This window comes from Occallatibacter riparius, from assembly GCF_025264625.1.
In the GTDB taxonomy this organism is placed as follows: domain Bacteria; phylum Acidobacteriota; class Terriglobia; order Terriglobales; family Acidobacteriaceae; genus Telmatobacter; species Telmatobacter riparius.
Genome location: NZ_CP093313.1, coordinates 6,103,648 through 6,125,817 on the forward strand (window position 1 = coordinate 6,103,648; position 22,170 = coordinate 6,125,817).

General features: G+C 61.0%; 15 protein-coding genes. 5 read left to right on the forward strand and 10 right to left on the reverse strand.

Annotated elements, in window-relative coordinates:
* Positions 1 to 43: 43 nt before the first annotated feature.
* From MOP44_RS24905 to MOP44_RS24945, 9 genes are all read right to left on the reverse strand, one after another.
* Positions 44 to 2,026, reverse strand: coding sequence for an ABC transporter substrate-binding protein (locus tag MOP44_RS24905; RefSeq protein WP_260793194.1), 1,983 nt, complete (start codon positions 2,024 to 2,026; stop codon positions 44 to 46).
* 3 nt (positions 2,027 to 2,029) lie between these two features.
* Positions 2,030 to 2,518, reverse strand: coding sequence for a Rid family hydrolase (locus MOP44_RS24910; protein WP_260793196.1), 489 nt, complete (start codon positions 2,516 to 2,518; stop codon positions 2,030 to 2,032).
* 15 nt (positions 2,519 to 2,533) lie between these two features.
* Complete coding sequence (locus tag MOP44_RS24915; protein ID WP_260793198.1) at positions 2,534 to 3,661, reverse strand: ligand-binding sensor domain-containing protein; 1,128 nt, start codon at positions 3,659 to 3,661, stop codon at positions 2,534 to 2,536.
* Positions 3,658 to 5,583, reverse strand: a complete 1,926-nt coding sequence (locus MOP44_RS24920; RefSeq protein ID WP_260793200.1) for a YVTN family beta-propeller repeat protein — start codon at positions 5,581 to 5,583, stop codon at positions 3,658 to 3,660. Before MOP44_RS24920 ends, MOP44_RS24915 begins: the two co-directional genes overlap by 4 nt.
* Positions 5,580 to 7,229: a CRTAC1 family protein gene (locus MOP44_RS24925; protein WP_260793202.1), complete on the reverse strand. Its 1,650-nt coding sequence runs from the start codon at positions 7,227 to 7,229 to the stop codon at positions 5,580 to 5,582. The genes MOP44_RS24920 and MOP44_RS24925 overlap by 4 nt, the downstream gene beginning before the upstream one ends.
* Position 7,230: 1 nt before the next feature.
* The gene (locus MOP44_RS24930) at positions 7,231 to 8,592 is read right to left on the reverse strand and encodes an HzsA-related protein (protein WP_260793204.1); all 1,362 of its coding nucleotides are present in this window, start codon (positions 8,590 to 8,592) and stop codon (positions 7,231 to 7,233) included.
* Complete coding sequence (gene aroF / locus MOP44_RS24935) at positions 8,589 to 9,476, reverse strand: 3-deoxy-7-phosphoheptulonate synthase (protein WP_260793205.1); 888 nt, start codon at positions 9,474 to 9,476, stop codon at positions 8,589 to 8,591. Before aroF ends, MOP44_RS24930 begins: the two co-directional genes overlap by 4 nt.
* 258 nt (positions 9,477 to 9,734) lie before the next feature.
* Entirely contained in the window at positions 9,735 to 11,144 is a 1,410-nt protein-coding gene (locus MOP44_RS24940) for an amidase (protein WP_260793207.1), read from the reverse strand.
* Positions 11,141 to 14,575 carry an FG-GAP-like repeat-containing protein gene (locus MOP44_RS24945; protein WP_260793209.1) on the reverse strand — a complete coding sequence of 1,145 codons (3,435 nt, stop codon included), beginning with the start codon at positions 14,573 to 14,575 and terminating at the stop codon, positions 11,141 to 11,143. The genes MOP44_RS24940 and MOP44_RS24945 overlap by 4 nt, the downstream gene beginning before the upstream one ends.
* Before the next feature lie 144 nt (positions 14,576 to 14,719).
* Here MOP44_RS24945 and neuC point away from each other — a divergent pair, with 144 nt between their 5' ends.
* The 4 genes from neuC to MOP44_RS24965 all read left to right on the forward strand — a co-directional run bounded on the left by neuC (position 14,720) and on the right by MOP44_RS24965 (position 18,743).
* The gene (neuC, locus tag MOP44_RS24950) at positions 14,720 to 15,907 is read left to right on the forward strand and encodes a UDP-N-acetylglucosamine 2-epimerase (protein WP_260793211.1); all 1,188 of its coding nucleotides are present in this window, start codon (positions 14,720 to 14,722) and stop codon (positions 15,905 to 15,907) included.
* A 541-nt stretch (positions 15,908 to 16,448) separates the two neighbouring features.
* Positions 16,449 to 16,790: a hypothetical protein gene (locus MOP44_RS24955; protein ID WP_260793212.1), complete on the forward strand. Its 342-nt coding sequence runs from the start codon at positions 16,449 to 16,451 to the stop codon at positions 16,788 to 16,790.
* Positions 16,791 to 16,932: 142 nt separating this feature from the next.
* Positions 16,933 to 17,781, forward strand: a complete 849-nt coding sequence (locus MOP44_RS24960; protein ID WP_260793214.1) for a 2,3,4,5-tetrahydropyridine-2,6-dicarboxylate N-succinyltransferase — start codon at positions 16,933 to 16,935, stop codon at positions 17,779 to 17,781.
* Positions 17,778 to 18,743, forward strand: coding sequence for a Gfo/Idh/MocA family protein (locus MOP44_RS24965; protein ID WP_260793215.1), 966 nt, complete (start codon positions 17,778 to 17,780; stop codon positions 18,741 to 18,743). Before MOP44_RS24960 ends, MOP44_RS24965 begins: the two co-directional genes overlap by 4 nt.
* Positions 18,744 to 18,800: 57 nt before the next feature.
* Here MOP44_RS24965 and MOP44_RS27915 read toward each other — a convergent pair whose 3' ends face one another.
* Complete coding sequence (locus MOP44_RS27915) at positions 18,801 to 20,456, reverse strand: OmpA family protein (RefSeq protein WP_313901033.1); 1,656 nt, start codon at positions 20,454 to 20,456, stop codon at positions 18,801 to 18,803.
* 271 nt (positions 20,457 to 20,727) lie between these two features.
* On the opposite strand from MOP44_RS27915, the gene MOP44_RS24975 reads away from it, so the two are divergent.
* Positions 20,728 to 22,113, forward strand: coding sequence for an SMI1/KNR4 family protein (locus tag MOP44_RS24975; RefSeq protein WP_260793216.1), 1,386 nt, complete (start codon positions 20,728 to 20,730; stop codon positions 22,111 to 22,113).
* Positions 22,114 to 22,170: the final 57 nt, after the last annotated feature.

Sequence of the window (22,170 nt, forward strand, 5' to 3'; positions counted from 1 at the left end):
GCCCGATTGGGCTGCCCTTTCTGCTTGCAGAAGAAGCCTGCAATCAATGAAGCAGTGGTTCGCCCGTGGCTTGAAAAGCGACACCGTCGAGAGATGCCCCGGAAGCCAGCACATCGCGCAGACGCTCCGGATTTGCGCCGCTGTGTGCAGCCGCCGCTTGCAGCAGGCTGATCGCCGCGGCCGCCCTCGTATCCGCGGGAACCCGGAAGATCCACGGCACGTTCGTCGAGGTCAGTGTCTTGTCGCCGCTGACTGCAATCACCGGCACAAACGCCTTCAACGCCAACTGCTCTGCCAGATGCGCCGCATCGCGATCGAGCGCAACGATAGCCAGCGCATGCTCATCCATCAGCGCATGCACAAGCTGAGTCGATGCCGCGCCCCAGTTCTGCTTGCTGTCTACGGGCACCGGCTTCCATTGCCCTAACGCCGTTTGCACCTCGGCCGACTGCGCCGCCTCCGCTGCGTTCGCACCGAACAGCACCACGCGCACATTGCCTAACGCAATGTCCGTACCCGCTGGTCCCGAGTAGCTCACGCCCTCCTCGCCCACGCGCGCATACGGGATTTGCGCATGCAACGCTGTCGCCGTTCCGGTCTGCGCAGCCGGCGGCTCCTTCTCCATCGTCGCCCGTCGGTAGGAAATCGCGCCATCATGCACCGTTGCCATATACATCGGCGCCACATTCTTCTGGTTGGGATCGAAGACCATGTGACCCGTCACGCCGTCGTAAGTCTCGATACTCGCCAGCGCGTCGTGGATACGTGCCCGATTCAATCCCGCCTTGCAGATCGACTCCAGCAGCGCATTCATCGCGTCATAAGCGAGCGCAGCAAATTGCTCCGGCGGCTCGTGGAAGCGCTCTAAATATCGCTGCCGGAATGCAATCCACTTCGGATCTTTCCGCGACGGATCGTACGGGAACACCGCCTCAAATCCCTCCGCTGCACTGCCGGCTTCCGTCAGCAGTTCCGGTCCAACAGTCCTGTACGAACCAAACACCCGCTGCTTCATCCCCAGGGCGCGCATCTGCTTCAGGATGTTTGCAGTCGGAATCTCGTCAGCCCAGATCACAATTGCGTCCGCACGCGATGACTGAATGACCTTGAGAGCGCGCGTGTAATCCGTGTCGCCCGGCAGGAATTTCTGCTCGATCACGATGGGATGTCCGAGCCGCCGCGAAGCATCGCGCAGCTTCAGCACGCCGAACCGCCCATAGCGGTTGTTCACGCGAAGAATCGCTACCCGCTTCAGTCCCAGTTCTGTAAAGATCCGCCTCGCCAGCGTGAGGCACTGCACACGGTCATCCTGCAGATCGGTGAAGTACCAGGGTATATATGTCTCGGGAATCGTAGGATCCGTGGACGCTGAGTTCACAACTGGAATCTCGGCTCTCAAGGCCACGCGGATCGCGATGTGTGTCGATTCCGAACTGATCGATCCAAAGATGGCCCAGTCCTGATCGTCATACACCATCTTCACGGTCTCATTCGACGCGGAGCCCCATATCTCCGGATCGGTAGGACGGTCGTCGCCGTAGACTGCCTTGGCCTGCCAGTTGTCGTAGTCGTTGTGGAGCATGAGGCGGAACGGCGTGCCGCCGTAACCGCCGCTCGCGTTCCATTCTCCCACTGCCATTTGCGCGCCGTGCAGCATGCGCCGCCCGAAAATCGAATCCGGATTGCGCTCGATCGGACCGAAGAAGCCGATTCGAACTTCGCTCACGTCCTTCGGTTCCGGCAGATCGCGTCCGGCGCCTGAGTAAATGTTCGGATGGGTGTAGTTGAGGTCGTAGGGAGCGGCAAACTTCGCATAGGGACTCAGATCCGCCGGCTCGCCCGCATACGGAGTCACCTCGCGGTCGCGCGGCGGACCCGGCGGATGGGCGCCGCATGAACACACGTGCGCATCTCCACCCCCGCGACCAGGATCTGTCGCTGGGGAGCCCGCGGTATCCTGTCCTGGCGCGCTCACACTGAGCAGCGCGCCCCCCGCAACCAACAACATCCACGCCTTCCGACTCACGACTTACTCCTTGTTTTTGGTCAGAAACATCGCGATCGCTTCGATTTCGATCAGCAGTTCAGGCCGGCAGAGGTGCGCCTGGATTCCCGTTGAAGCGGGCAGCGGATCGAGGCCCTGCTCCTTGAAGAACTTGGTGCGCTCTTCGTTGAACACGTCGTAATCCCGGTCGATGTCGCGCAGGTAGCACGTCGTGCGCACGATATCCTTCCACGTGCAGCCTTCGCTCTCCAGCAGGCCGGTGATGTTGTCATAAGTGCGGCGAAGCTGCGCCTTGAAATCGCCAATGTGGACACTCACGCCGTTTTCATCAATCGAGGCCGTGCCGGAGATGAGCAGGATCGTCAGTCCGTTCAGATCGATCCGCATGCCGCGCGAGAACGAACTGGGCTTGGCATACGCGTATGCCTCGTTGAGGACGCCGTGGTTGGTAATCGCCCGCATCTTGATCGGCGCGTGCGCAATGGTCTCCAGAACTTCAGAAAGACTGCTCATGATTGTTGTTTCTCCTTATGGATGTTGTCGGATCCCGTGACTCAAACCTTTGGCGGTTGCGACCCAGATGTCTTCTCCCTGGAAGTCGATACCGAGAACGTAGTTGTGCGCCGGAGCGCTTGTTACCTGCACCGGATTAATATTTCCCTGCGCGTCGCGCACCGTCATCTCCGGCTTGCCGTCTTTCATAGAGGGCCGGTACACGGCCCAGTTGGTGCCGTCGTAATAAGCCAGTCCTTTGTCGGTGCCGAACCATGCGCGGTTGGCGTCAAGCCCCTTCACCACGTTCGTGAAGTTTGAGGGCAAGCCGCTGTCTTTCGTGAGGAAGTTGTGCCAGTAGCGGCCATCGTAGCGGCTGTCGCCGAAATAGGTTGCCGCCCAAAGGATATTGTCTACATAGCTGACCGATGTGACAATCTCGTGGATTAACCCCTGATCCTTGAACAGCACCATCTCGGTCTCGCCATCCGGATCGTCGTACTTATCCCAGCGCCCGGTCTTCTGGTCGTACTCGAGCAGTCCGCTTCCCCATACCGCCAGGTAGACCTTCGTCGGTGTCGCACTCACGCTGTACACCCAGATTTCGTTCATGGGCGTATTGCGCTCGTTGTACAGCGTCCACCGGTCCGTCTTCAGATCAAGCCGCGAAGCGCCGGCGGCCGTGGCAGTCCAGACACTCTCGCCGTCGACCGCCACTCCGTACACCACATCGTTGCTCAAGCCGGAATTCAACTGCGTGAAACTGTCGATGCGCCCGCCCGACACGCGGCTCAGGCCGCCCATCGTCCCGGCCCATACGTCGCCGGTCTTCTTATCCAAGGCGAGCGACAAGACGGCGCGATGCGCCAGGCCATCGGCTGTCGTGTACGTCTTCCACGCGCCGTTCTCGTAGACCGCCAGGCCGTTCTCCGTTCCCGCCCACACGCGATCTCTATCAACCAGCACCGAAAACACGTGGTTATCCGGAAGCCCATTGGCCGTGGTGAAGTTCTCAAACCGGAAGTAGGGCACCGCATCCACCGCACGCATCTTCGATACGTCGGCCTTCGCGCCGGCGGGATGTGCCGCAGCTTTCGCCGGAGGCGCGGCATGCAACAGCGATCCGGCTGCTACCAATAATGCGATTGCAAACAGCTTCTTCATCGCGTCCTCAAGTACTCGATCAAATCGTTGAGTTCGTCTTTGGTCAGGTCGTTTGTCCGGCCATGCTTGTCCTGGGGGTTGTACACGGTCCAGATCTCTTCCAGCGTCTTCGCCGTGCCGTCATGCAGATACGGCACCGTTAGGCCTACATTGATCAGTTGCGGCGTGTCGAGCAACCCGGAGTTATCCGTCGCCTTCCCGGTGCCCACATCAAACGATTTCTGGCTCGTCCCCTTCGGCCCGCTATGGCAATAGCCGCACCTGTTCGCTTCTGCAATGGGCTTGCCGAATTTGTCTATCGGCCGGTCGAACAATACTTTGCCACGCTCCTGTGCCGGAGTAAGACTTCCATCCGCCTGCCGCCAGCGGTTTGGGCGCAATGGCAAGTGCCGCACATAGACCACCAAGTCGGTCAGCGTCAGGTCGTCGTAGTTCTCTGAACGCCAGAAATACTTCTCGGTGCGCGGGCCGCATTCCGTCGGCAAGTTTGGATTGCCGCCGTTCCACTTGAACGGCTCGGTTCCGTCGAGATCCTCGAGCAGGCGGTTGTCCACAATGTCACGACCGAATCCATCCGGCTCCAGATCCCACGTCAGCCCATCGAACGTCGAATCGATGTGGCAATTCGCGCAGCCAATCTGCCGCTGGAACGAATAGCGCGAGGTATAAAACGCTTGCTCTCCATGCCGCAAAACGGTAATCGTCTTGGGGCTTTCAAGTTGCACTGTCCGGATCACCTGGTTGGTGCGCGCATCAATCACACTGATCGAATCATCAAGGCGGTTCGCCACCAGCAGCTTCGATCCGTCACGTGTCATCGCCATGCCGCGCGGATCATGCCCAACCTCGACACGCGTGATGACGTAGTTTGCGCTGGCACTTAGGTCCCGCGCGCTCGATCCCGGATGTGCACGCGCAAATTGCAGCAGCTTCAACACGTCAATGACCGTGACGAACTCCGCGCCCTCGCATGTGACAAAAATGCGCGACTTGTCTGGCGAGATCGCAACGGCGAAAGGACGCGTGGCGTATCGCTCCAGTTCATCCAGCGGCACCTCAACCGGATTGCCCACGTCTGCGCCAAACAGCATCAACGTATCCGCGAACGCGCCGCTGTGCTCCAGGTGCGCGAGCGGAACTAGATTCTTGGGATGCAGCTGCGCCAGCACGCCAAGCCGGCCATCGCGCGAAAACGCAATATGGAATCCATGCGCGATGTCCTTCAGATGAATGCGATCAGCAATCGTCGCGCGCGCTGCATCAATGACAGTGATCTCCGACTCCGGCACTGCCCGGTTGCCCAAAGCCGTCGATGCGCGTGTCGGGTTCGGATAAATGTGCGAGACGTACAGCCGCGTCCCATCCGGGGACGCCGTGATGTAGCTCGCTCCCCGTCCCGCTGCCAGTCGTTTCTGCTCGGCCCCCGTGGCCGCATCCAGCACAGCCACGTCGTTCGAAATGCGGTTCGCCACGAACACAAACTTGCCGGCATTGTCCTGCACAACGCCTGAGGGCTCCGCGCCCACGGCCCAGGTCGCCGTCACCGCCAGCGTCCGCGTGTCGATCACGCTAACCGTGTCATCCCAGGTGTTCGTCACGAGCAGCCGGCGCCCATCCGATGAAAGCGACATCCCGCGCGGGACACGTCCTACGGCGATCTTCTTGATCGGCTTGTAGGTTGCGCCGTTCAGGACCCGCACCTCGTCACTTCCCTGACACAGCACATACAGCCGCGCGCCATCGGGCGAGAACACCATCTCCAGCGGCGACGCATAGGCCAGGACCTCACCGGAGCGTGCTTTGGTGGCCGTGGCCTGCACAACTCTTTCGCTGCAGATGGTGATCATCGCCGCCGCGATCGACGCTGCAAGCACGCCGGCCGAGATCGCCTCGATCACAGGTCTTTGGAGGAACCGCCTCACTTCGTCTCCTCGATCGTGATCACGTGATCGGTCGCAAGCTTCTCAACAGTCTGGTCAGCCCCGCTCGGCCAGTGCACAACGATCTTGTCCACCGCTGCAACCGCGCCCAGCCCGAAGTGCATCCGCCCATCGTCCTGCGAGAGGTAGCCGGTCCCCGCCACGCGTTCTGCGAGCCACTTCTTGCCGCCCGCGAACACCTCAACCTTGGCACCGATACCATCGCGGTTACTCTTCGCGCCCTTCAGCGTCACGGCCAGCCAGTGTCCCGTGCTCGGCGATACGTTGTGAATCAGCGTCCCCTTTGCGCCGAGATTCACAACGAACCCATCCACCTTGCCATCGTTGTCATAGTCAGCGAAGCATGCACCACGTGCCGTCGTCCGCACGCTCAGCACCGACCCAGCATCGCGCGAAATATCTTCGAACTTCGCGCCGCCCAGTCCGCGGAATAACGTATGCTCCTGCGGAATCAGGTGAATCAGGCCGCCGTGAAATATGAGGATGTCGAGCAGGCCATCGTTGTCGTAGTCGTAAACGCCCGTCCCCCAACTCACATACTGCGCATTCGTCTGCGAGACACCGTTCGACGCACCCGCATCCTCAAATCCCTGCTTGCCTGCATTGCGCAAATATCGGTTGTAATGGCCGTCCGTGACCCACAGGTCGAACACGCCGCGCTGTTCGAAGTCCGCGAACACAGGACCCATCGACGAAGTCGATTCGCCGTTCTGGCCGAAGGCCGTGCCCGTATCATTTGCAACTTCTTCGAACGTGCCGTCGTGCTTGTTATGAAAGAGGAAGTTCTCGGTGCGGTCGTTGGCCACGTAGATGTCGTCCCAGCCGTCGCCGTCGTAGTCCGCTGCCGTCACGCCCATCGTGCGTCCCACAAACGCGCTGATGCTCGACTTCTCTGAAACGTCCGTGAACGTGCCGTCGCAGTTGTTGTGGAACAGCTTGTTTGTCTCGCCCTCGTAGTCAAGCGGCCCGGGGTAGTTGTCCGCCGCATAGAAGGCGCGATACTTCGGATCGAACTTCACATAGCGCCCGACAAACAAGTCGAGGCACCCGTCCTTGTCGTAGTCCAGCCACGTCGATGCAATTGCCCAGCCGTCCACCTTGATCCCGGCCTTCGCGGTCACATCCGTGAAATGTCCGTTGCCGTCGTTGTGATAGAGGATGGCGCGACCATATGCGGTAACGAGCAGATCCTCGAAGCCGTCGTTGTCGAAGTCTGCCGCGGCCACCGCGATCGAATACATGTCCGGATTCAGCCCGGCCTTGTCTGTAACATCCGTGAACGTGCCGTTGCCGTTGTTGCGAAACAGATGGTTGTGCGGCAGCGGATTCGGCTTATCCTTCAGCGGATACGGGTGCATCGAATCATCAAGTGGCCTGCCGTTCGCAACATACAGATCCGGCAGCCCGTCGTTGTTGTAGTCGAACCACACGCATCCCGCGCCCGTCCCCTCGAGCAGCGAACCTAGCTGGCGCGAGCCGAAGCTGTGCACGAAATCAATCCCGGCCTTCGCGGTCGCGTCTTCAAATTGGATCGCCGACTTCTGCGTTGGCTGAGGAGCTTTTGCCTGGGCCCATCCAATCTGCGCGCCGGAAACAGCAATCACTGCAAGTGCAACAAGCAACTTCATCTCAATGGCCCTCCACCGCGGTCTGTTGCGCCACGCCTGTCAGATTCACGGGCGTGGTCGTTCTCAACAGGACTGCCGGCACGCGATTCTCCGCGGCCCGTTCCGGACCCGTGTGGCAACCTACGCAAATGCGCTGTTCGCCCTTGCGAACCCAGAACCAGCCATGCTCCTGCCGTAAGACCGTTCCCTTTTCATCCAGCAGCGCGAACCGGATCGCCCGGTCTGCCGGCGTCTTCACGAAGAACGAGCCGTCCGCTTCCACCGGCGCCGTACCAAGCGCGACCGTGTTTCCGTTTACATCAAGTGAATCGACACGCACGCTTACCGGCAACGCCTTCAAATCACCTTCGCGCGATTCACGCGCATTCAGCGCCAGCAAATTGCCGGAATTCCACTCGTGCAGCCCGGAGGGGTGCCGGTGCGGCCGCTCTCTTTCCCGCACGAGCACCGGCTCAACCAGTTCCTCATCACGCTGAACAAAGAATTGCTGCAGCGACTGCGCACCCGTCTTCCACAGGTTCAGCGATGCATGCGCCTCATCGCCCGCCCGCGCACTCACCAGCCACTGGCTAGCTCCGACCTCCGCTACATCGCCGCCGTATTGCGCCTTCGGCGCATGGATCGCGGCCTCTGCCGCCAATGGGGACGTGAACCGCGCCAGCCCGTCGCCATGCGTGAACACCACGTCGCCGGATGCAAGTTGCCTTCCGCCCCAGCGCGCCGCTCCGTGATCGCAGCGGTACGACTCAACGCCTGAGCCATCCGCGTACACCAGATAAAGCTCCGGCGTCTTCCCTTCTCCCAGCGGATACATCGATTCGAAAAGAATGCGCCCATCGGCAAGAACGTCTGTCGGAACCGCGCTCGCGTTGATGTGCGTCAACTGCAGCGGATCGGATCCATTCACTTGCGCTGTCTCCAGCTGGAATCCCTGCGCGGTTCGCTGCGCATAAATCAGGCGTTCATCCGGTAGATACAGCGGCCGAATTGCATCCGCTTCGCCGCCAATCACCTTCCGCAGCGAATGATCTGCCAGCGTCAGCTCCCAAATCGACCACGGCTCGCTCGCATTCTTCTTTCCTGCGAACAGCACTCTCTTCGCGTCGAACGAAACATCCGCATCTGCGCTGGCGGCGAATCCCTCCACCAATGGCTCAGCCTTTCCCTTTTTCACCAGCAACAACTGCGCCCCGCGCGCAAATCGCTCCTCGCCGCGCAGTGCAGCCGTCGCGTCGTATGTCGAAGAAGCAGTCGCAATCACCGGCGCATCCGCGCTTCGCGCAGCCTGTCCCGCGAATCCGCAAATCCCCAGCACAACCGCGCCCGCAACAGAGGCCGCCAGCAGCCCGTACAACAGCCTCATCCCACGGCCTCCATCACGCGCGTGCGCTCACTCTCATGAGCCGGCATACGCATCGGCCGCAGGGCGATATAGGGCTCGAGCGACTCCATCATCTGGTCGAACTCGGCAAAGCTCAGCGTCTGGTCCGCATCGCTCCACGCCTTGTCGGGGTTGGGATGCACCTCGACGATCACGCCGTCCGCGCCCGCCGCAACTGCAACGCGCGACAGCGGCGCCACCAGATCGCGAACGCCCGCTGCATGGCTCGGGTCCGCAATCACCGGCAGATGCGAAATTTGCTTGAGCAACGCGATGGCCGCAACATCGAACGTGTTGCGCATAGCCGTTTCAAAGGTGCGAATGCCGCGCTCGCACAGGATCACGTTCGGGTTTCCATTGTCGAGAATGAGTTGCGCGGCGCGAAGAAAATCCGCAATTGTCGCCACCATGCCGCGCTTCAGCAGAATCGGCCGGCCCGACCTCGCAGCCGCCTCGAGAAGCGCATAGTTCTCCATGTTGCGCGTGCCGATCTGCAGAATGTCCGCATACTCGGAGACCATCGGCACATCGCACTCACTCATCACTTCGGTGACAATCGCGAGCCCGCTCTCCTCGCGCGCACGGGCGAGCATCTTCAGGCCGGCCAGGCCCAATCCTTGAAATGCATAAGGAGAACTGCGCGGCTTGAATGCGCCTCCACGAAGGATGCGCGCGCCCGCGCGGCGGATATGGTTGGCGGTTGCCATGAGCTGGAACTCCGTCTCAACCGAGCACGGCCCAGCCATGGTGATGAATTCGTTCCCGCCTATCTCTACATCCAGCACCGGCACTACTGTCTGTTCACGCCGCGTGCTCTTCAAAACATCCGGGGACTCGGAAAACTGCTCGTGCCAACTGACCCGCACGTCCGGCTCCATTCCGGGGAAGAAAGCTCAGCCTACTCCGTTCAGAGAGTCCGCGCCTCCACCCAAAGATTGAGCTTTGTGAGCCACTTACGGGCGCACCAGCCTCTCCGGTTCTACGTGCGAAATGAACGATTGTCTGTGACGAATGAACTTGACCGATACGCAGACGAAAGTGTCTAGTAATGTCCTCGAAGCGCTATCCTCCGCACTCTTCCCTCGTCCAATCTTCGGAGTGTCTGCCTTGTCGCAGCGAGCGCATCATCCTCGCGCCGTCGGCGGTGCGCAATAGCCGAAGGCAGCGTCGACGACTGCCGCCACGCCCAGCGCGACCTCGTCTTCGAACGGCCTCGCCGCAATCTGCACACCGATCGGCAATGCTTCTGCTGATTTGCCAACAGGCATAATTGCAGCCGGCGCAGCGAGCGCGTTGAACCACTGCGTGTAACGCCACGCATCCAGGTACTCCACGCGCTGCCCATCGACCATCCAGGCGCGCTCGCCATGCTTGAATGCCGGCACACTCGCCGCCGGGCACAGCAGCACCGGATACTCGCGCATCTCCTCCAGCGTCTTCGCGCGCAGCACATCGAGTTCCGCCCATGCATTCAACAGGTCGGCTACACTCAGCGGCCCCGCGTCCTCGGCGAATCCGAGAAACTCGCGGAAAATTGGACTGAGCTGTTCGCGACGCCCGCGGATCGCCGGCTCATAGAACATCGCGCCGCACTGCACAAAGAACGTCCACCACAACTTCCGCAACTGCTCCAGCGTGCGCGGCCGGAACGGCTCCACGTTGAAACCCGCCTCACGCAAGGCCAGTGCAGCCGACTGCACCGCGGCCCGCGTCTCCGCCGTCACCGGCGCCAACCCGTCATCCTCAAAGAATCCGATCTTGTGCGATCGCAGCTCATCGATTGTGTGCGTACGCAGAACCTGTGGCGGACTCACCGGATCGTCCGCATCCTGCCCTGCAAGCGTGCGAAAGATCAGCGATACATCCTCAATCGTTCGCGCCATCGGCCCAATCGCCCCTAGGATCGCAAACGGCCCCACGCACGGCGGCAGATGCCCGCGTCCCGGCACGCGTCCCGGAGTCGGTTTCAGCGAACATATTCCCGTGAAATGCGCCGGCACACGCACGGAGCCGCCGCTGTCCGATCCCAAACCAGCCGCCGACATACCCGCCGCAATCGCCGCCGACTCGCCACCGCTCGATCCACCGGGCGAGCGCTCCAGGTCCCACGGATTCCGCGTCTGCCCATGCAGCAGGTTGTCCGTCTCATAGGCCATCAGAAATTCCGGACAGTTCGTCGTGCCGAGAATCAGCGCTCCCGCCGCGCGCAGCCGCCGCACAACCTCGGCATCCTCGCGCGGCACATCGCCCCTGTTCAGCACGCTCCCGATCTCGCATCGATACCCCGCAGTCGCAATCGACGATTTCACCGTTACCGGCAGCCCGTGCAGCGGCCCTCGCGGTTCCCTCGCGACATCCATCGCACGCGCCTGTGCCCTCACTCGCTCTGCATCGAAATCCGCGAACGCGTTGATTTGCGGCTCCAGCCGCTCGATCTGCGCGATGTGCGCCTCGGCCAGTTCCGCAATGCTCACTTCACCGGCGCGCGACAACTCGAGCTGCCGGACAGCAGGCAGCAACACCAGTTCATTCATTGACGTGCGGCCCCACGCTTGGTGCTCGAGTCCTCCTGCGGCGTCGATACCAGGTCGCGATAGTCGAACCGGTACGAACGCACCGGCTCTCCCGAATCGAAGCGGTCATTCCAGTTCAACTGGTAGCTCAGCGCGCCATTCTCATCCGGGAACGACTCGCTCGCCGGATAGGGATACTTGCTCATTCCATGGAACGGCATTTGCGAAACCGTGAACGGCGAAGCATCCCACCAGTCCATGTCCTTCACAAATCCATTCGCATAGAAGAAGTAGTCGCGCTTCCAACCCCTCGGCAGCACAGGCAGCTTCGCTTCATCGAACCGCGCGGCGATCTCCTCGCCGCTTCCGAAGATCACGTATCGATCATCGATGCCCTTCACCAGTTCCGTCACGTCGCCGAAGCGCGTGTAGTTGCCGCGCTGGTGCTGGAACGGCCCTGTCAGGCTCACGCGATCGTAGTCATAATCCAGATCGCCCGGGCTCGCTCCATCAATCTGCTTCGGATAGCCACGGAAGTGCAGCGTAGCCGTACTCACCGGCACTTCAGTCGTTCGCGCCTGCGCGTGCTGGCTCTGATCGATGAGCACCTGGTCCCAGTAGATTTCGAGATTCGTCATCAGGCGAATCTTTTGCGCCCCCGCCGGAACCTTGCCCGTCAGGTCGATCACAATCGTGCGCTCCAGCCCAGCCGGGAATCCCGCCTCGCCCGGCGTGATCCGCTGCCATGTTCCATCCGGCATCTGCGCCTCCGCGTACGGCGACACAGGCTTGATCCCCGCCTGCCATGCACCGTACAGCGAAGTCGCGCTGAAGTAATTCACATAGCCCGTCATCAGCAGCCGCAGGGGCCCGCCCGCCTTCACGTCCCCCAGGTTCAGCGTCAGCGCGTGCATATTCGCAAACCCGTCATACGGAGTCGCCGTGAATCCGCTGGCGAAGCTGTGATCGCGCCGGCTCAGCACATCCAGCACATCGCGTCCTTCACCATCCCATGCGCCCGCGGGCAGACGCGCATCCTCTGATGCAACCACCTTGCCCGAAGCGAACGGCGGATCATCGAGGAACTTCTCATCCGGGTTCACCTCGACATTCGCCGGATGATCCACCGCTACCAGCCGCAACTGATCGATGTAGTTAACCTCTTCCATCGGCTCGATGAAGCGCACGCTCAGCTTGCCATCGATGCTCGCGAGCTGCTTGCCATCAACCTTGATCCACTCACCCGGATTCGGAATGTTTCTCCGCGTCGGCGTAAACCAATGCCCCACCACTCCTGCGCCAATCACATCCGTCACCAGCTTGTACTTGTGCCCATCCCATGCAAACAGCACAGGGCACGAGCTGCCGCGACGGTCCGCTTCCTTCATCGCGATCACCGGCCCCTCGGGCAGATCGATCTCGTCCTGCAGCACGCCCGTCGGCCACAGAATGCGCAGCAACTCCACCTGCTCCGCATCGCCCAAGCCCACCAGGATCTGCGGCGCCGATTGTGTCTGGTATCCCACCGCGCCCGCCAGCTCCCACTTCTGCCAGTGCCCGTTGGCGAAGATCTCCACCTTCGCGCCGATCGCCGTCTTGTTATCCGCGTAGCCGCTCAGATCCAGCCGCACCGAATGATTCTTATTTCCACCCACATTGCGCAGCAGCACCGGCGCAGCGTTCTCCTGGGTGACAATCACGTCCGCGGCACCATCGCCATCCACGTCCCCGGCGATCAATCCGCGCGGCGCGGTCAGCTTCACCGCATCAAGGCCCAGCGTCTTGCTCACATCTTCAAACGTGCCATCGCCGCGATTACGCAGCACACGCACCTGGGGCCCCGCACTTGTCTCCACCACGACAGCCAGATCGATCCAACCATCGTTGTCGATATCAAATGGAGTGACGCCCCACCCCCGCACTGCATCTTTCAGGGGCAGTTCCACGCGCTCAAACCGCCGTCCCAGGCCCTTCGGCCCTTCCACGTTGCGCCACAGCGTCACGCCCGGCGCTCCGGAGTGCGTCACAGCGATGTCCATCCAGCCGTCTTTATTAAAGTCCAGCACGGCGATACCTTCCGTCGCAGGCAGCTTCTCTTCATACAAAGCCTGAGTCGGATACTTCCCCTCGCGCGGATTCACAAAGAGCATCGGCGCAGCGCCATCTCCCGTCACCGCAATATCCACCGCACGATCGTTGTTGAAATCCGTCAGAATCGCCGCGGCCGTCCTGCTGCTTCCGCCCAGCCCTGTCGGCTCCGTCCACTCGGTAAACGTCTTGTTGCCGTTATTCCGCCACAACACGTTCTGCGTCCCACCCGTTGCAGCAGAGCCCGTCACGAACAGATCCAGATCGCCGTCGTGGTCGAAGTCGAGGAACGTAATCCCCGAAGGCTTATTCAGCGCCTTCAGCCCCGCATCCGCCGTCACATCCTGAAACTTGCCCTTGCCCAGATTCCGGAACAGCCGCACCGAATCATCCAGCACCACCGCCAGGTCATTCGATCCATCCGCGTCATAATCGCCAACTGCGCAAGCCACCGCACGCCCGCTCGCCTTCAGTCCTGCAGCTGCGGCATCCACACTCTCGAACTTCCCATCCGCCGTGCGATGCAGAACTCCAATCGCCTGCTCGCCCGACTGCATCACCACCAGGTCCATCTGCCCCGCCCCGGTCACGTCGAGCATGCAGGCCCCGCCCGTATCACGTTGAGATGATAGCGGCTCCGCCACCAGCTTCACCGGAATCATCCCCTTCGGCTTCGCCTCGTGCTCCTCGATTGGCGTCACCGTCGAATACCTTCCCTGCTCTCCATACGCCAGGCCGATCGCCGCTGATACCTTCGTGCTCGTCAAATGCTGGAACGTCTTGAAGTGCTCCCGCGCATCCTGCGTATTCCCACTCCGCTGCAGCGCACGCGCCAGCGCGAACTCCGCGGAAGCATGCATGGGATTGATCTCCAGTGCCTGCTTGAACGTCGCAATTGCCTTGTCGAACTCCTTCAGCTCGGCGTAGCAAACGCCTTCGAAGTAATACGAGTCGACATCCCGCGAGTCCAGCTTCACCGCCTCCTGGAAGCTCTTCAGCGCCGCATCAAGCTCATTGCCGGCGTGCTGCGCAAGGCCCAGGTTGTACCAGGCCTGCGGACTCTTCGGGTCCAGCGCGATCGCCTTCTGCAACACGTCTTTTGCGGCGTCCAGCTTCTGCAGGGTCATCAGCGCGATGCCCTCGTTGATCGCCGCCTGCGCCATCTTCGGATCTGCCTTCATTGCTTCGGCAAAGCTATCGGCGGCCTTCTCCGTAAACTGCTGCCCCATCTGCGCCACGCCGCGATTGTTCAGCCGCACGGCCGCATCCCTGGCGCCCGGCTCGCCGTGAACCCGAACCGCGGCCACAGTCAGAACCGCCAAAACCACAAGCTTCGACCCATCCATCAGCTTCTTGTCCACCACGACCCCAAACAGATTCGCAATTTCTGGAACTTTTCAGTGTATTCGAGGCAATGAACCCCTGGCTCGTTCGCATTGCCGTCGCATCCGTCCGATCGAAAATCCAGCCGGTTTTATACTCTGATATGTGAACCACAGAGTTGCATCATGAGTCCGGCCACCTCGCGCCGCCGCATCGGTGTGATTACCACCTCGCGCGCCGACTACAGTCATCTCTATTGGCCTCTTCGCGAGCTCGCCGCCCGGCCTGACGTAGAACTCGGCCTCTTCGTGCTCGGCGCGCACCTCTCCCCCGCCTTCGGCTCCACGGTTCAGGAGATCGAACGCGACGGATTTCCCATCCAGGCCCGCATCGAATGCCTGCTCGGCTCCGACACCGATACCGGTATGGCCAAGACCATCGGCATCGCCATGCTCGGCCTGGCCGACGCCTTGACCGCCTGGCGGCCAGACATACTCCTCCTCATCGCCGACCGGTACGAGATGCTCGCGCCCGCCTCCGCCGCACTCGCCATGCGCATTCCCATGGCTCACATCGAAGGCGGCGAGGTGAGCCAGGGCGCAATCGACGATGCCGTACGCAACGCGCTTACCAAGCTCGCCCACATCCACTTCACATCCACGCCGACGGCTCGCCTTCGCGTGATCTCCATGGGTGAGGAACCGTGGCGCGTTCATCACGCCGGTGCCCCCTCCATCGATCACCTGCATCGTTCGCCCCTGCTCGATCGTTCCGCACTCGAAGCACGCCTCGGCCTCAGCCTCGCGCACCCATGCGTTCTCGCCGCCTGGCATCCGGTCACAATTCATAACGACACCAACACCGAGGCCGATGCGCTCTTCACCGCTCTCGCTAAGTACGATGGGCAACTTATCTTCGTCTATCCCAACTCCGACGCGGGCGGTCACGCGCTCATCCAGCGCACACAGGAGCTCGCCTCCGTCCGCGCTGCGACACACGTATTCGTGAATCTCGATGCCGTAACTTACTGGAGCCTTCTCGCCCAGGTCGACGCAATGATCGGCAACTCGTCCAGCGGCATCATGGAAGCCGCTTCGTTCGCTCTGCCGGTGATCAATGTCGGCATGCGCCAGCAGGGCCGCGAACGTGCCCCCAACATCATCGACGCACCTGCGGAGGCCGCGCACATTGATCAGGCGCTCCATCGCGCCCTGAGCGTCGAGTACCGCAACTCACTGGCCGGAATGCAGAACCCTTACGGCAATGGCACCGCTGCACAAACCATCTCCCGGGTCCTCGCCGAGGCGCCTCTCGATCGGCTCCTGATCAAGGCGCCCGCGCCCCTCACCGTTACATCCGTGCAACATTCTTAGGACACAAATCGAGGCCGCGCCACGAAGGAGTCCGCTTCCGAATACTTATGCGGTCCTCATGAGGGCTTCACAATGTGGTCCGCGCGAATAAACGATTTACTGGTCAACTTAGCTCGAAGGTTGCCAAGTTATTGATTTCTTGATAGATTGTTAATGTCAGTTAGCTTCTCTTAGAGCACAATAATTCCATCAGAGTTGGACAACCGCACAAAGAAGGCTGGCATCCCTCAAGTTTTATCCGGGTTCACCCGATTTTGCTCCCAGGGCCACGAAGTTTCGGGTATTCCATCAATTCCAGAGCCGAAAGCAACTCTGTGAAAGATGATCGCATCAACTCTTGAGCAGGTTAACAAGCTGAATCAACCTGAATGTTTCAGTCTTTGGGTCTAAGCTGCGGCTGCGCCGCTTTCCCCATATCTGGCCTTCCGGTCACGCAAGTCTCAAGTTGTGATTGCACGGCAACGGACTCTCGTCGTTGTGATGCGGCCTTCGCGGTGTATCTCCCTTAACTGATTTCATTCAGGATGAAGAGCAGGTGTATATGGTGGTAAAAGCGCAGAGCAAAGGTCAGGGTCTCTCCGGGATCCACGTCGGCAGCGATAACGTCCGGCGTTACTTCCCCAAGACCGTCTCGACTATCGAATTGCAGTTGGATCATCTTCGGATCCAGTGTGGACTGGCTCCTGATTTCTGGCAGGGCCAGCCTGAAATTTACGACCCGCGTTTGTGCGCGTGGCTCGAAACCAAGCACATGCATGCGAGTCGCAACCGCACTCCCGTACCGCTGGCAATGATTCCGGCGGGCGAGAACGCTTTCCGCTTGCAACCTGTATCCGCAGTCAGTCTCCAGCGCGGCAAAGTTGCCAATCGCACCGCCGCCTGAGAGCCTCTGCTCCCTGCATCTACGCCGGAAGTGACGCGCTGATTTAATCGCCATCACTTCCGGCGTTGCTTTTTGTAGCATGTAAACGTTTCGCTTTTCGATTCCCGCCTGCGCCGCTCCGGGTTGATATCCTCAACAAGGAATGAACACAGCACAACTTCAGCAGGCCGTCGAACGTGCCTTCGCCGCCGGTCCCGGCGCCATCAGCGATCCCTCAGCGCGCACCGTCTTCAGCGAATTCCGCAGCAGCCTTGAGCGCGGCGATATCCGCTCCGCATCGCCCGACTCCGCCAGTTCCACCGGTTGGACGGTCAATGTCTGGGTCAAGCAGGGCATCCTTCTGGGCTTCCGCCTCGGCATCCTCGAAGACTTCTCGGGCTCCGGCCTCTACTTCGTCGACAAAAGCACCTATCCGGTGCGGCATTTCACCAGCAGTGACGGAGTGCGCGTCGTCCCCGGCGGCTCTTCCGTCCGCGCCGGCGCCTTCGTCGCCCGCGGCGTCGTCTGCATGCCGCCCATGTACATCAACGCGGGCGCCTATGTCGATGAAGGCACCATGGTCGACTCTCACGCGCTCGTCGGCTCCTGCGCCCAGATAGGCAAGCGCGTGCACATCAGCGCCGCCGCCCAGATCGGCGGTGTCCTCGAGCCGGTAAACGCCAGCCCCGTCATCATCGAAGACGATGTGCTCATCGGCGGCAACTGCGGCGTCTACGAGGGCACGCTCGTTCGCTCCGGTGCGGTACTCGCGGCCGGAACAATCCTCACGCGCGGCACTCCGGTCTACGACCTCGTGAATGGCGCCGTCCTCCGAGCCTCCGACGAAACCCCGCTCATCATCCCGCAGGATGCCGTCGTAGTCCCCGGCTCCCGCGCCGTCACCAAAGGCAAAGGCCAAGAGTGGGGCCTCAGCCTCTACTGCCCCGTCATCGTCAAATATCGCGACGACAAAACCAACCTCAGCACCACCCTTGAAGACCTGCTGCGATGATCCGTTTCGGCATCGTTGGACCGGGCCGCGCCGCGGCCCGCTTCGCGCAGGGGCTTGCCGCCGTACCCGGCTCTGAACTCGCAGCAGTCTGGGGCCGAAACCCCGAGCGCACCGCTCAGTTCGCACAGCGCTTCTCCGTTCCAAGGTCCGCTGCAACCGTCGCCGACCTGCTCGCCTCCAGCATCGATGCCGTCTACATCGCCACGCACCCTGACACGCACGCCGGTCTCTCCATCCAGGCCCTCGCCGCCGGCAAGCACGTCCTCTGCGAAAAGCCCGCCACGCTGAATGTCCGGCAACTCGAAGACGTTCTCTCCGCCGCGCGGCGGCATGATCGCCTCTTCATGGAAGCCATGAAGCCGCCCTTCTTCCCGCTCTACCGCAAGCTGCGCGAGCATCTTCAGCACGATCCCATCGGCCAGGTCGGCTTTGTCCGCGCCGGCCATTGCGACTCAACTATCGCGCCCGACTACCCGCTTAACTTCCCCGAGCTCGGCGGCGGCGGAATCCTCGGCATCGGCCCTTATGAAGCCTTCCTCGCGCTCGACTGGCTCGGCCCACTCAAGCGCATGCAGACCATGGGTCGCCTCAGTCCCGCCGGCGTCGATAACTTCGCCATCTTCCAGACCGAGCACGAGCGCGGCATGGCGCAGCTTCACACCGGACTCGACCTGCTCAGCCGCGGCGATGCCCTGCTCTGCGGACCGCTCGGCTACGTCCTTCTTCACGCCAACTGGTGGAACCCCACGCGCGCCACCATCCACTACACCGACAACCGCACCGTCACGCTCGAGGAGCCATTCACTCACGGTGGCTTCAACTACGAGACCGAGCACTTCTGCGAGCTGATCCGCCAGGGCAAATGCGAAAGTCCCGAGATCACGCATGCCCTCTCGCTCGGCATGGCGCAGCTCCTCGAACAGGCGCGCACCTCACTCGGCGTCCGCTTCCCCGGCGAATAGCAGCAAAAAGAAAAGCCGCCCCGAAGAGCGGCCTCGCTTCCTTCCTCTGATCGATTTCTACTGCTGCGTCGGACGCGCCGTGCTCTGTGTCTGCACGCCCTGTCCCGGCTGCGAAGCATCGCCCGTCTGCCCCGGCTGGCTCTCCTGCACGCCAATCGACTGCCCCGAAACCACAAGCTGCACGCGGCGATTCTGCGCGCGGCCCGACGACGTCGCGTTATCCGCCACCGGATGCGACTTGCCATAACCCTGCGCCGTCACGTTCGCATCCGGCACGCTCTGCTGTACAAGATAGTCGCGCACCGAATCGGCACGCTGATCACTGAGCTTGAGGTTGTACTCATCCGATCCGATGCTGTCGGTATATCCCTCCACCTGCACCTTCAAATCGGGATACGCCAGCAGAATGCCGGATACCTTCGCCAGCTTCTCGCGCGCTTCCGACTTGAGCGTGTACTTGTTGAAGTCAAACAGCACATCCGGCATGCTCACGATCAATCCGCGCGCCGTCTCCTGCGTCTGCAGCACCTGATTTAACTGCTGCTTCAGGCGCTCGCGCATCTGCTGCTCCTGCTGCTGCGCAGCGTTTGCCTGTTGCTGTGCTGCCTGCGCCTGCTGCTGCGCGGCCTGGGCTTGCGCTGCGGCCTGCGCAGCATCGGCCTCTGCCTTTTCGCGAGCCGCGCGCGCAGCCTCTTCGCGAGCCTTGGCTTCCTGCGCCGCTGCTTCAGCCTGCGCACGCTGGGCGGCTTCCTGCTGCTGCTGTGCCTGTGCGTCCTTTGCCGCGCGCTCCGCGTCCTCACGCGCCTTGGCCTGCGCCGCTTCGTCCTCTTCCTTGATCTTGCGAATGGTGATGATGCGCGCGTCTTCTGCGGCCTGCACAGCCTCACGCGCATACGTGATCGTCTCTTTGCGTTCCCTCTTGTGCAGGTCGCCCTGTTCCGCATTCTCCAGCGCGGTCTTCGCCGTCGCTATGGAGTCCGCAGCATACTTGTCAGCGCCGCCTGCCTCCGCAATCTGCACGGCATTCTCCGCCTCATAGATCTCCAGCGGCGAGCGCCCATTGCGCCCAATCGGCTTCAGCACGCTCTTACGCCCGGCCGTCTGTGCATAAGCTCCGCGCGGCATCAAGGAATAGTGCGCCACCACGCTCTCAACCACGCCCGTAGTGCGCTTCTCCACCACATTCTGCATCACCACCAGGTCGCTCGGCATAGTCACCGCGAAGTAAGGCTCCGCCGTCACAATCAGCCCGAACGCCTGCAGATTCGTTGTCACCTGCATCTCCAGCTTGCCCTTGCCGCCTGACGGAAGCACCTCACCCAGATTCACCGGCCGCCCCTCCGGCGTAATCGCCCACAGCACATACGTCAGATACTCCGCGCCAAACCCATTCGCCGGACTGAGCCCTTCCAACTCCAGATCAATCGAGGTCCGCCCAGCATGGGCATCCACCTTTGCGGTGCCCTTCGCTTCCGGCATCAGTTGCGTACCTTCGAATCCGATGTGCGTCGCGCCGCTGCGATGAAAATAGTTGACGGCCGGAATATCGCGCGCCACCACCTGGATTCGGTAAAGCGGCTCGCCTCCGTTGATCTGCGGAACCGGCTGCTGCGCCTGGGCCCCCTGCGTCTGGTCCTGCTGCTGCTGAACAGGGTTGCTTTCCTGCGCCTGCAATGCAGCGCATGCGGTCCCAGTCAGAAGAGCAATCGTCAATCTAAGTTTCCCGGTAGTCATTTTCTATACCTCGCAATAGGCGTTCTCTAGATAACTCGCTAACTCGCACTTAGCGCCAGTCATTGTGGCGCGATTTCACACGAGGAATGGATGCCGCCTCCCATAGCGCAGTTGGTTTTCAATGCAGTTTCCGCAACGCCCGCCGCCGCTCCGCTTCCCTCGTGGTTCCCACCATTTACGCGTGCATTGCATCCCCTGGCGCAAGGGATGCGGTATCATAATCCATCTATCAAAGGCCGCTTCGATTCCTATGGCTGATTTCAACGCCCTTCTACTTGATAAGACCCAGCCTCTCGATATCCGCAAGGACGCTGCGGTAAAGCTCGCGCATGAAGTCGAACATTGGGAGTTGGGGAGAATCTTCTTCCCCGTATTCGATTCCGAATCGGAAGATCCCGTTCTGCGACTATGGACATTGGCAATTCTCGCGGCTCAAAATCCGGCCGCCACCATCGAGACCCTGGTTAGGCCATTCGAAGACGCACAGGTCCGACGCGGCGCGATCGAAATCCTGAACAAACTCGCACCAGTGACTGGGGAGCGTGAGGTGCTGCTCACCACCGAACTTTCCGCGCTGCGCGGAGCACTCACGCAGCAAAAGATCGAGGCTTTGCCTCTGGATGAGCGATGGAAGCAGATCCTGTCTGCGAAGCTCAACCAATCGCGAGCTTCCGACTCTGAGATAAGTCGCAGTTGCGATGTGATCAATCTCCCTCGGCGGTGGGGTCGCGATCCCCGCGTGCTCGCATTTCTCAATGAGGAACTTCAGCATCCGGACAAAAACCGTCGACGCGATGCAGTTTCGGGGTTGTGCACACTGGGGGAAATCGCGGAAGCGCTTCGCGTTGTCGACGACTCATCACCAGCGGTCCGCTCCACGCTTGCCAACAGACTCGGCTACTACTACGAAACCGCGGGAATTGAAGCGCTGAAGCGCCTGCTCGCAGACAACGATCCGCTAGTTTCCAAAGATGCCAAAACTGCGCTCCGCCTCCTCAACCAAATCGATATGCCTGAAAGCAACGACCAACCTGCCCGATCGTCGGCTTTGGGCCAGCTTCTCTCCGAGATCAGCCGTTTACAGTTGGCAGACCGTAGAATCGCCGCAGAGATTCCCGACCACAAAATCGTTGCAAGCTGGCTGGGAGAACCGGGCGCTACAGAGACCGAGATCGCTTTAGCCGAAGAGCGCCTGGGAGTGCGGCTGCCGCCCACCTACCGGGCATTTCTGGCAGAGACTAATGGATTCGACCACATTGGCCCGTTCATCTACAGGCTCTATAAGGTCGAGGAAATCGAGTGGTTCCGGGTTCGCAATCAGGATTGGATCGAGGCGTATCAGGTCGGCGATGACACGTCCCCTGAAGAACACCTGGCCAACCCGGATGACTGTGTCCGTTTCAGAGCGGCCTACCTGTCATCCTGTCTGCAAATCAGTGAAGAAGGCGATAGCGCGGTGGTCCTACTCAACCCTGAAGTGGTCAACGACGAGGGCGAGTGGGAGGCATGGTTCTTCGCCAACTGGAATCCCGGCGCAAGACGATATCCATCATTCCAGGCGTACATCGAGTCCGAACTCGAATCGATCAAATACCTTCAAGAATCGAGACGTCAACGGGGTGAAAAAATCGGCTGACCGCCGATAAGGAAGTTTCGTAATTTGAAGTGGTGCGCACCGTGTCTGCCAATCGCC

Coding starts and splice junctions, on each gene's coding strand:
- MOP44_RS24910 (WP_260793196.1), bottom strand. CDS start 2,518: ATGAGCAGTCTTTCTGAAGTTCTGGAGACCATTGCGCACGCGCCGATC.
- MOP44_RS24915 (WP_260793198.1), bottom strand. CDS start 3,661: ATGAAGAAGCTGTTTGCAATCGCATTATTGGTAGCAGCCGGATCGCTG.
- MOP44_RS24925 (WP_260793202.1), bottom strand. CDS start 7,229: ATGAAGTTGCTTGTTGCACTTGCAGTGATTGCTGTTTCCGGCGCGCAG.
- MOP44_RS24930 (WP_260793204.1), bottom strand. CDS start 8,592: ATGAGGCTGTTGTACGGGCTGCTGGCGGCCTCTGTTGCGGGCGCGGTT.
- MOP44_RS24940 (WP_260793207.1), bottom strand. CDS start 11,144: ATGAATGAACTGGTGTTGCTGCCTGCTGTCCGGCAGCTCGAGTTGTCG.
- neuC (WP_260793211.1), top strand. CDS start 14,720: ATGAGTCCGGCCACCTCGCGCCGCCGCATCGGTGTGATTACCACCTCG.
- MOP44_RS24955 (WP_260793212.1), top strand. CDS start 16,449: ATGGTGGTAAAAGCGCAGAGCAAAGGTCAGGGTCTCTCCGGGATCCAC.
- MOP44_RS24960 (WP_260793214.1), top strand. CDS start 16,933: ATGAACACAGCACAACTTCAGCAGGCCGTCGAACGTGCCTTCGCCGCC.
- MOP44_RS24965 (WP_260793215.1), top strand. CDS start 17,778: ATGATCCGTTTCGGCATCGTTGGACCGGGCCGCGCCGCGGCCCGCTTC.
- MOP44_RS24975 (WP_260793216.1), top strand. CDS start 20,728: ATGGCTGATTTCAACGCCCTTCTACTTGATAAGACCCAGCCTCTCGAT.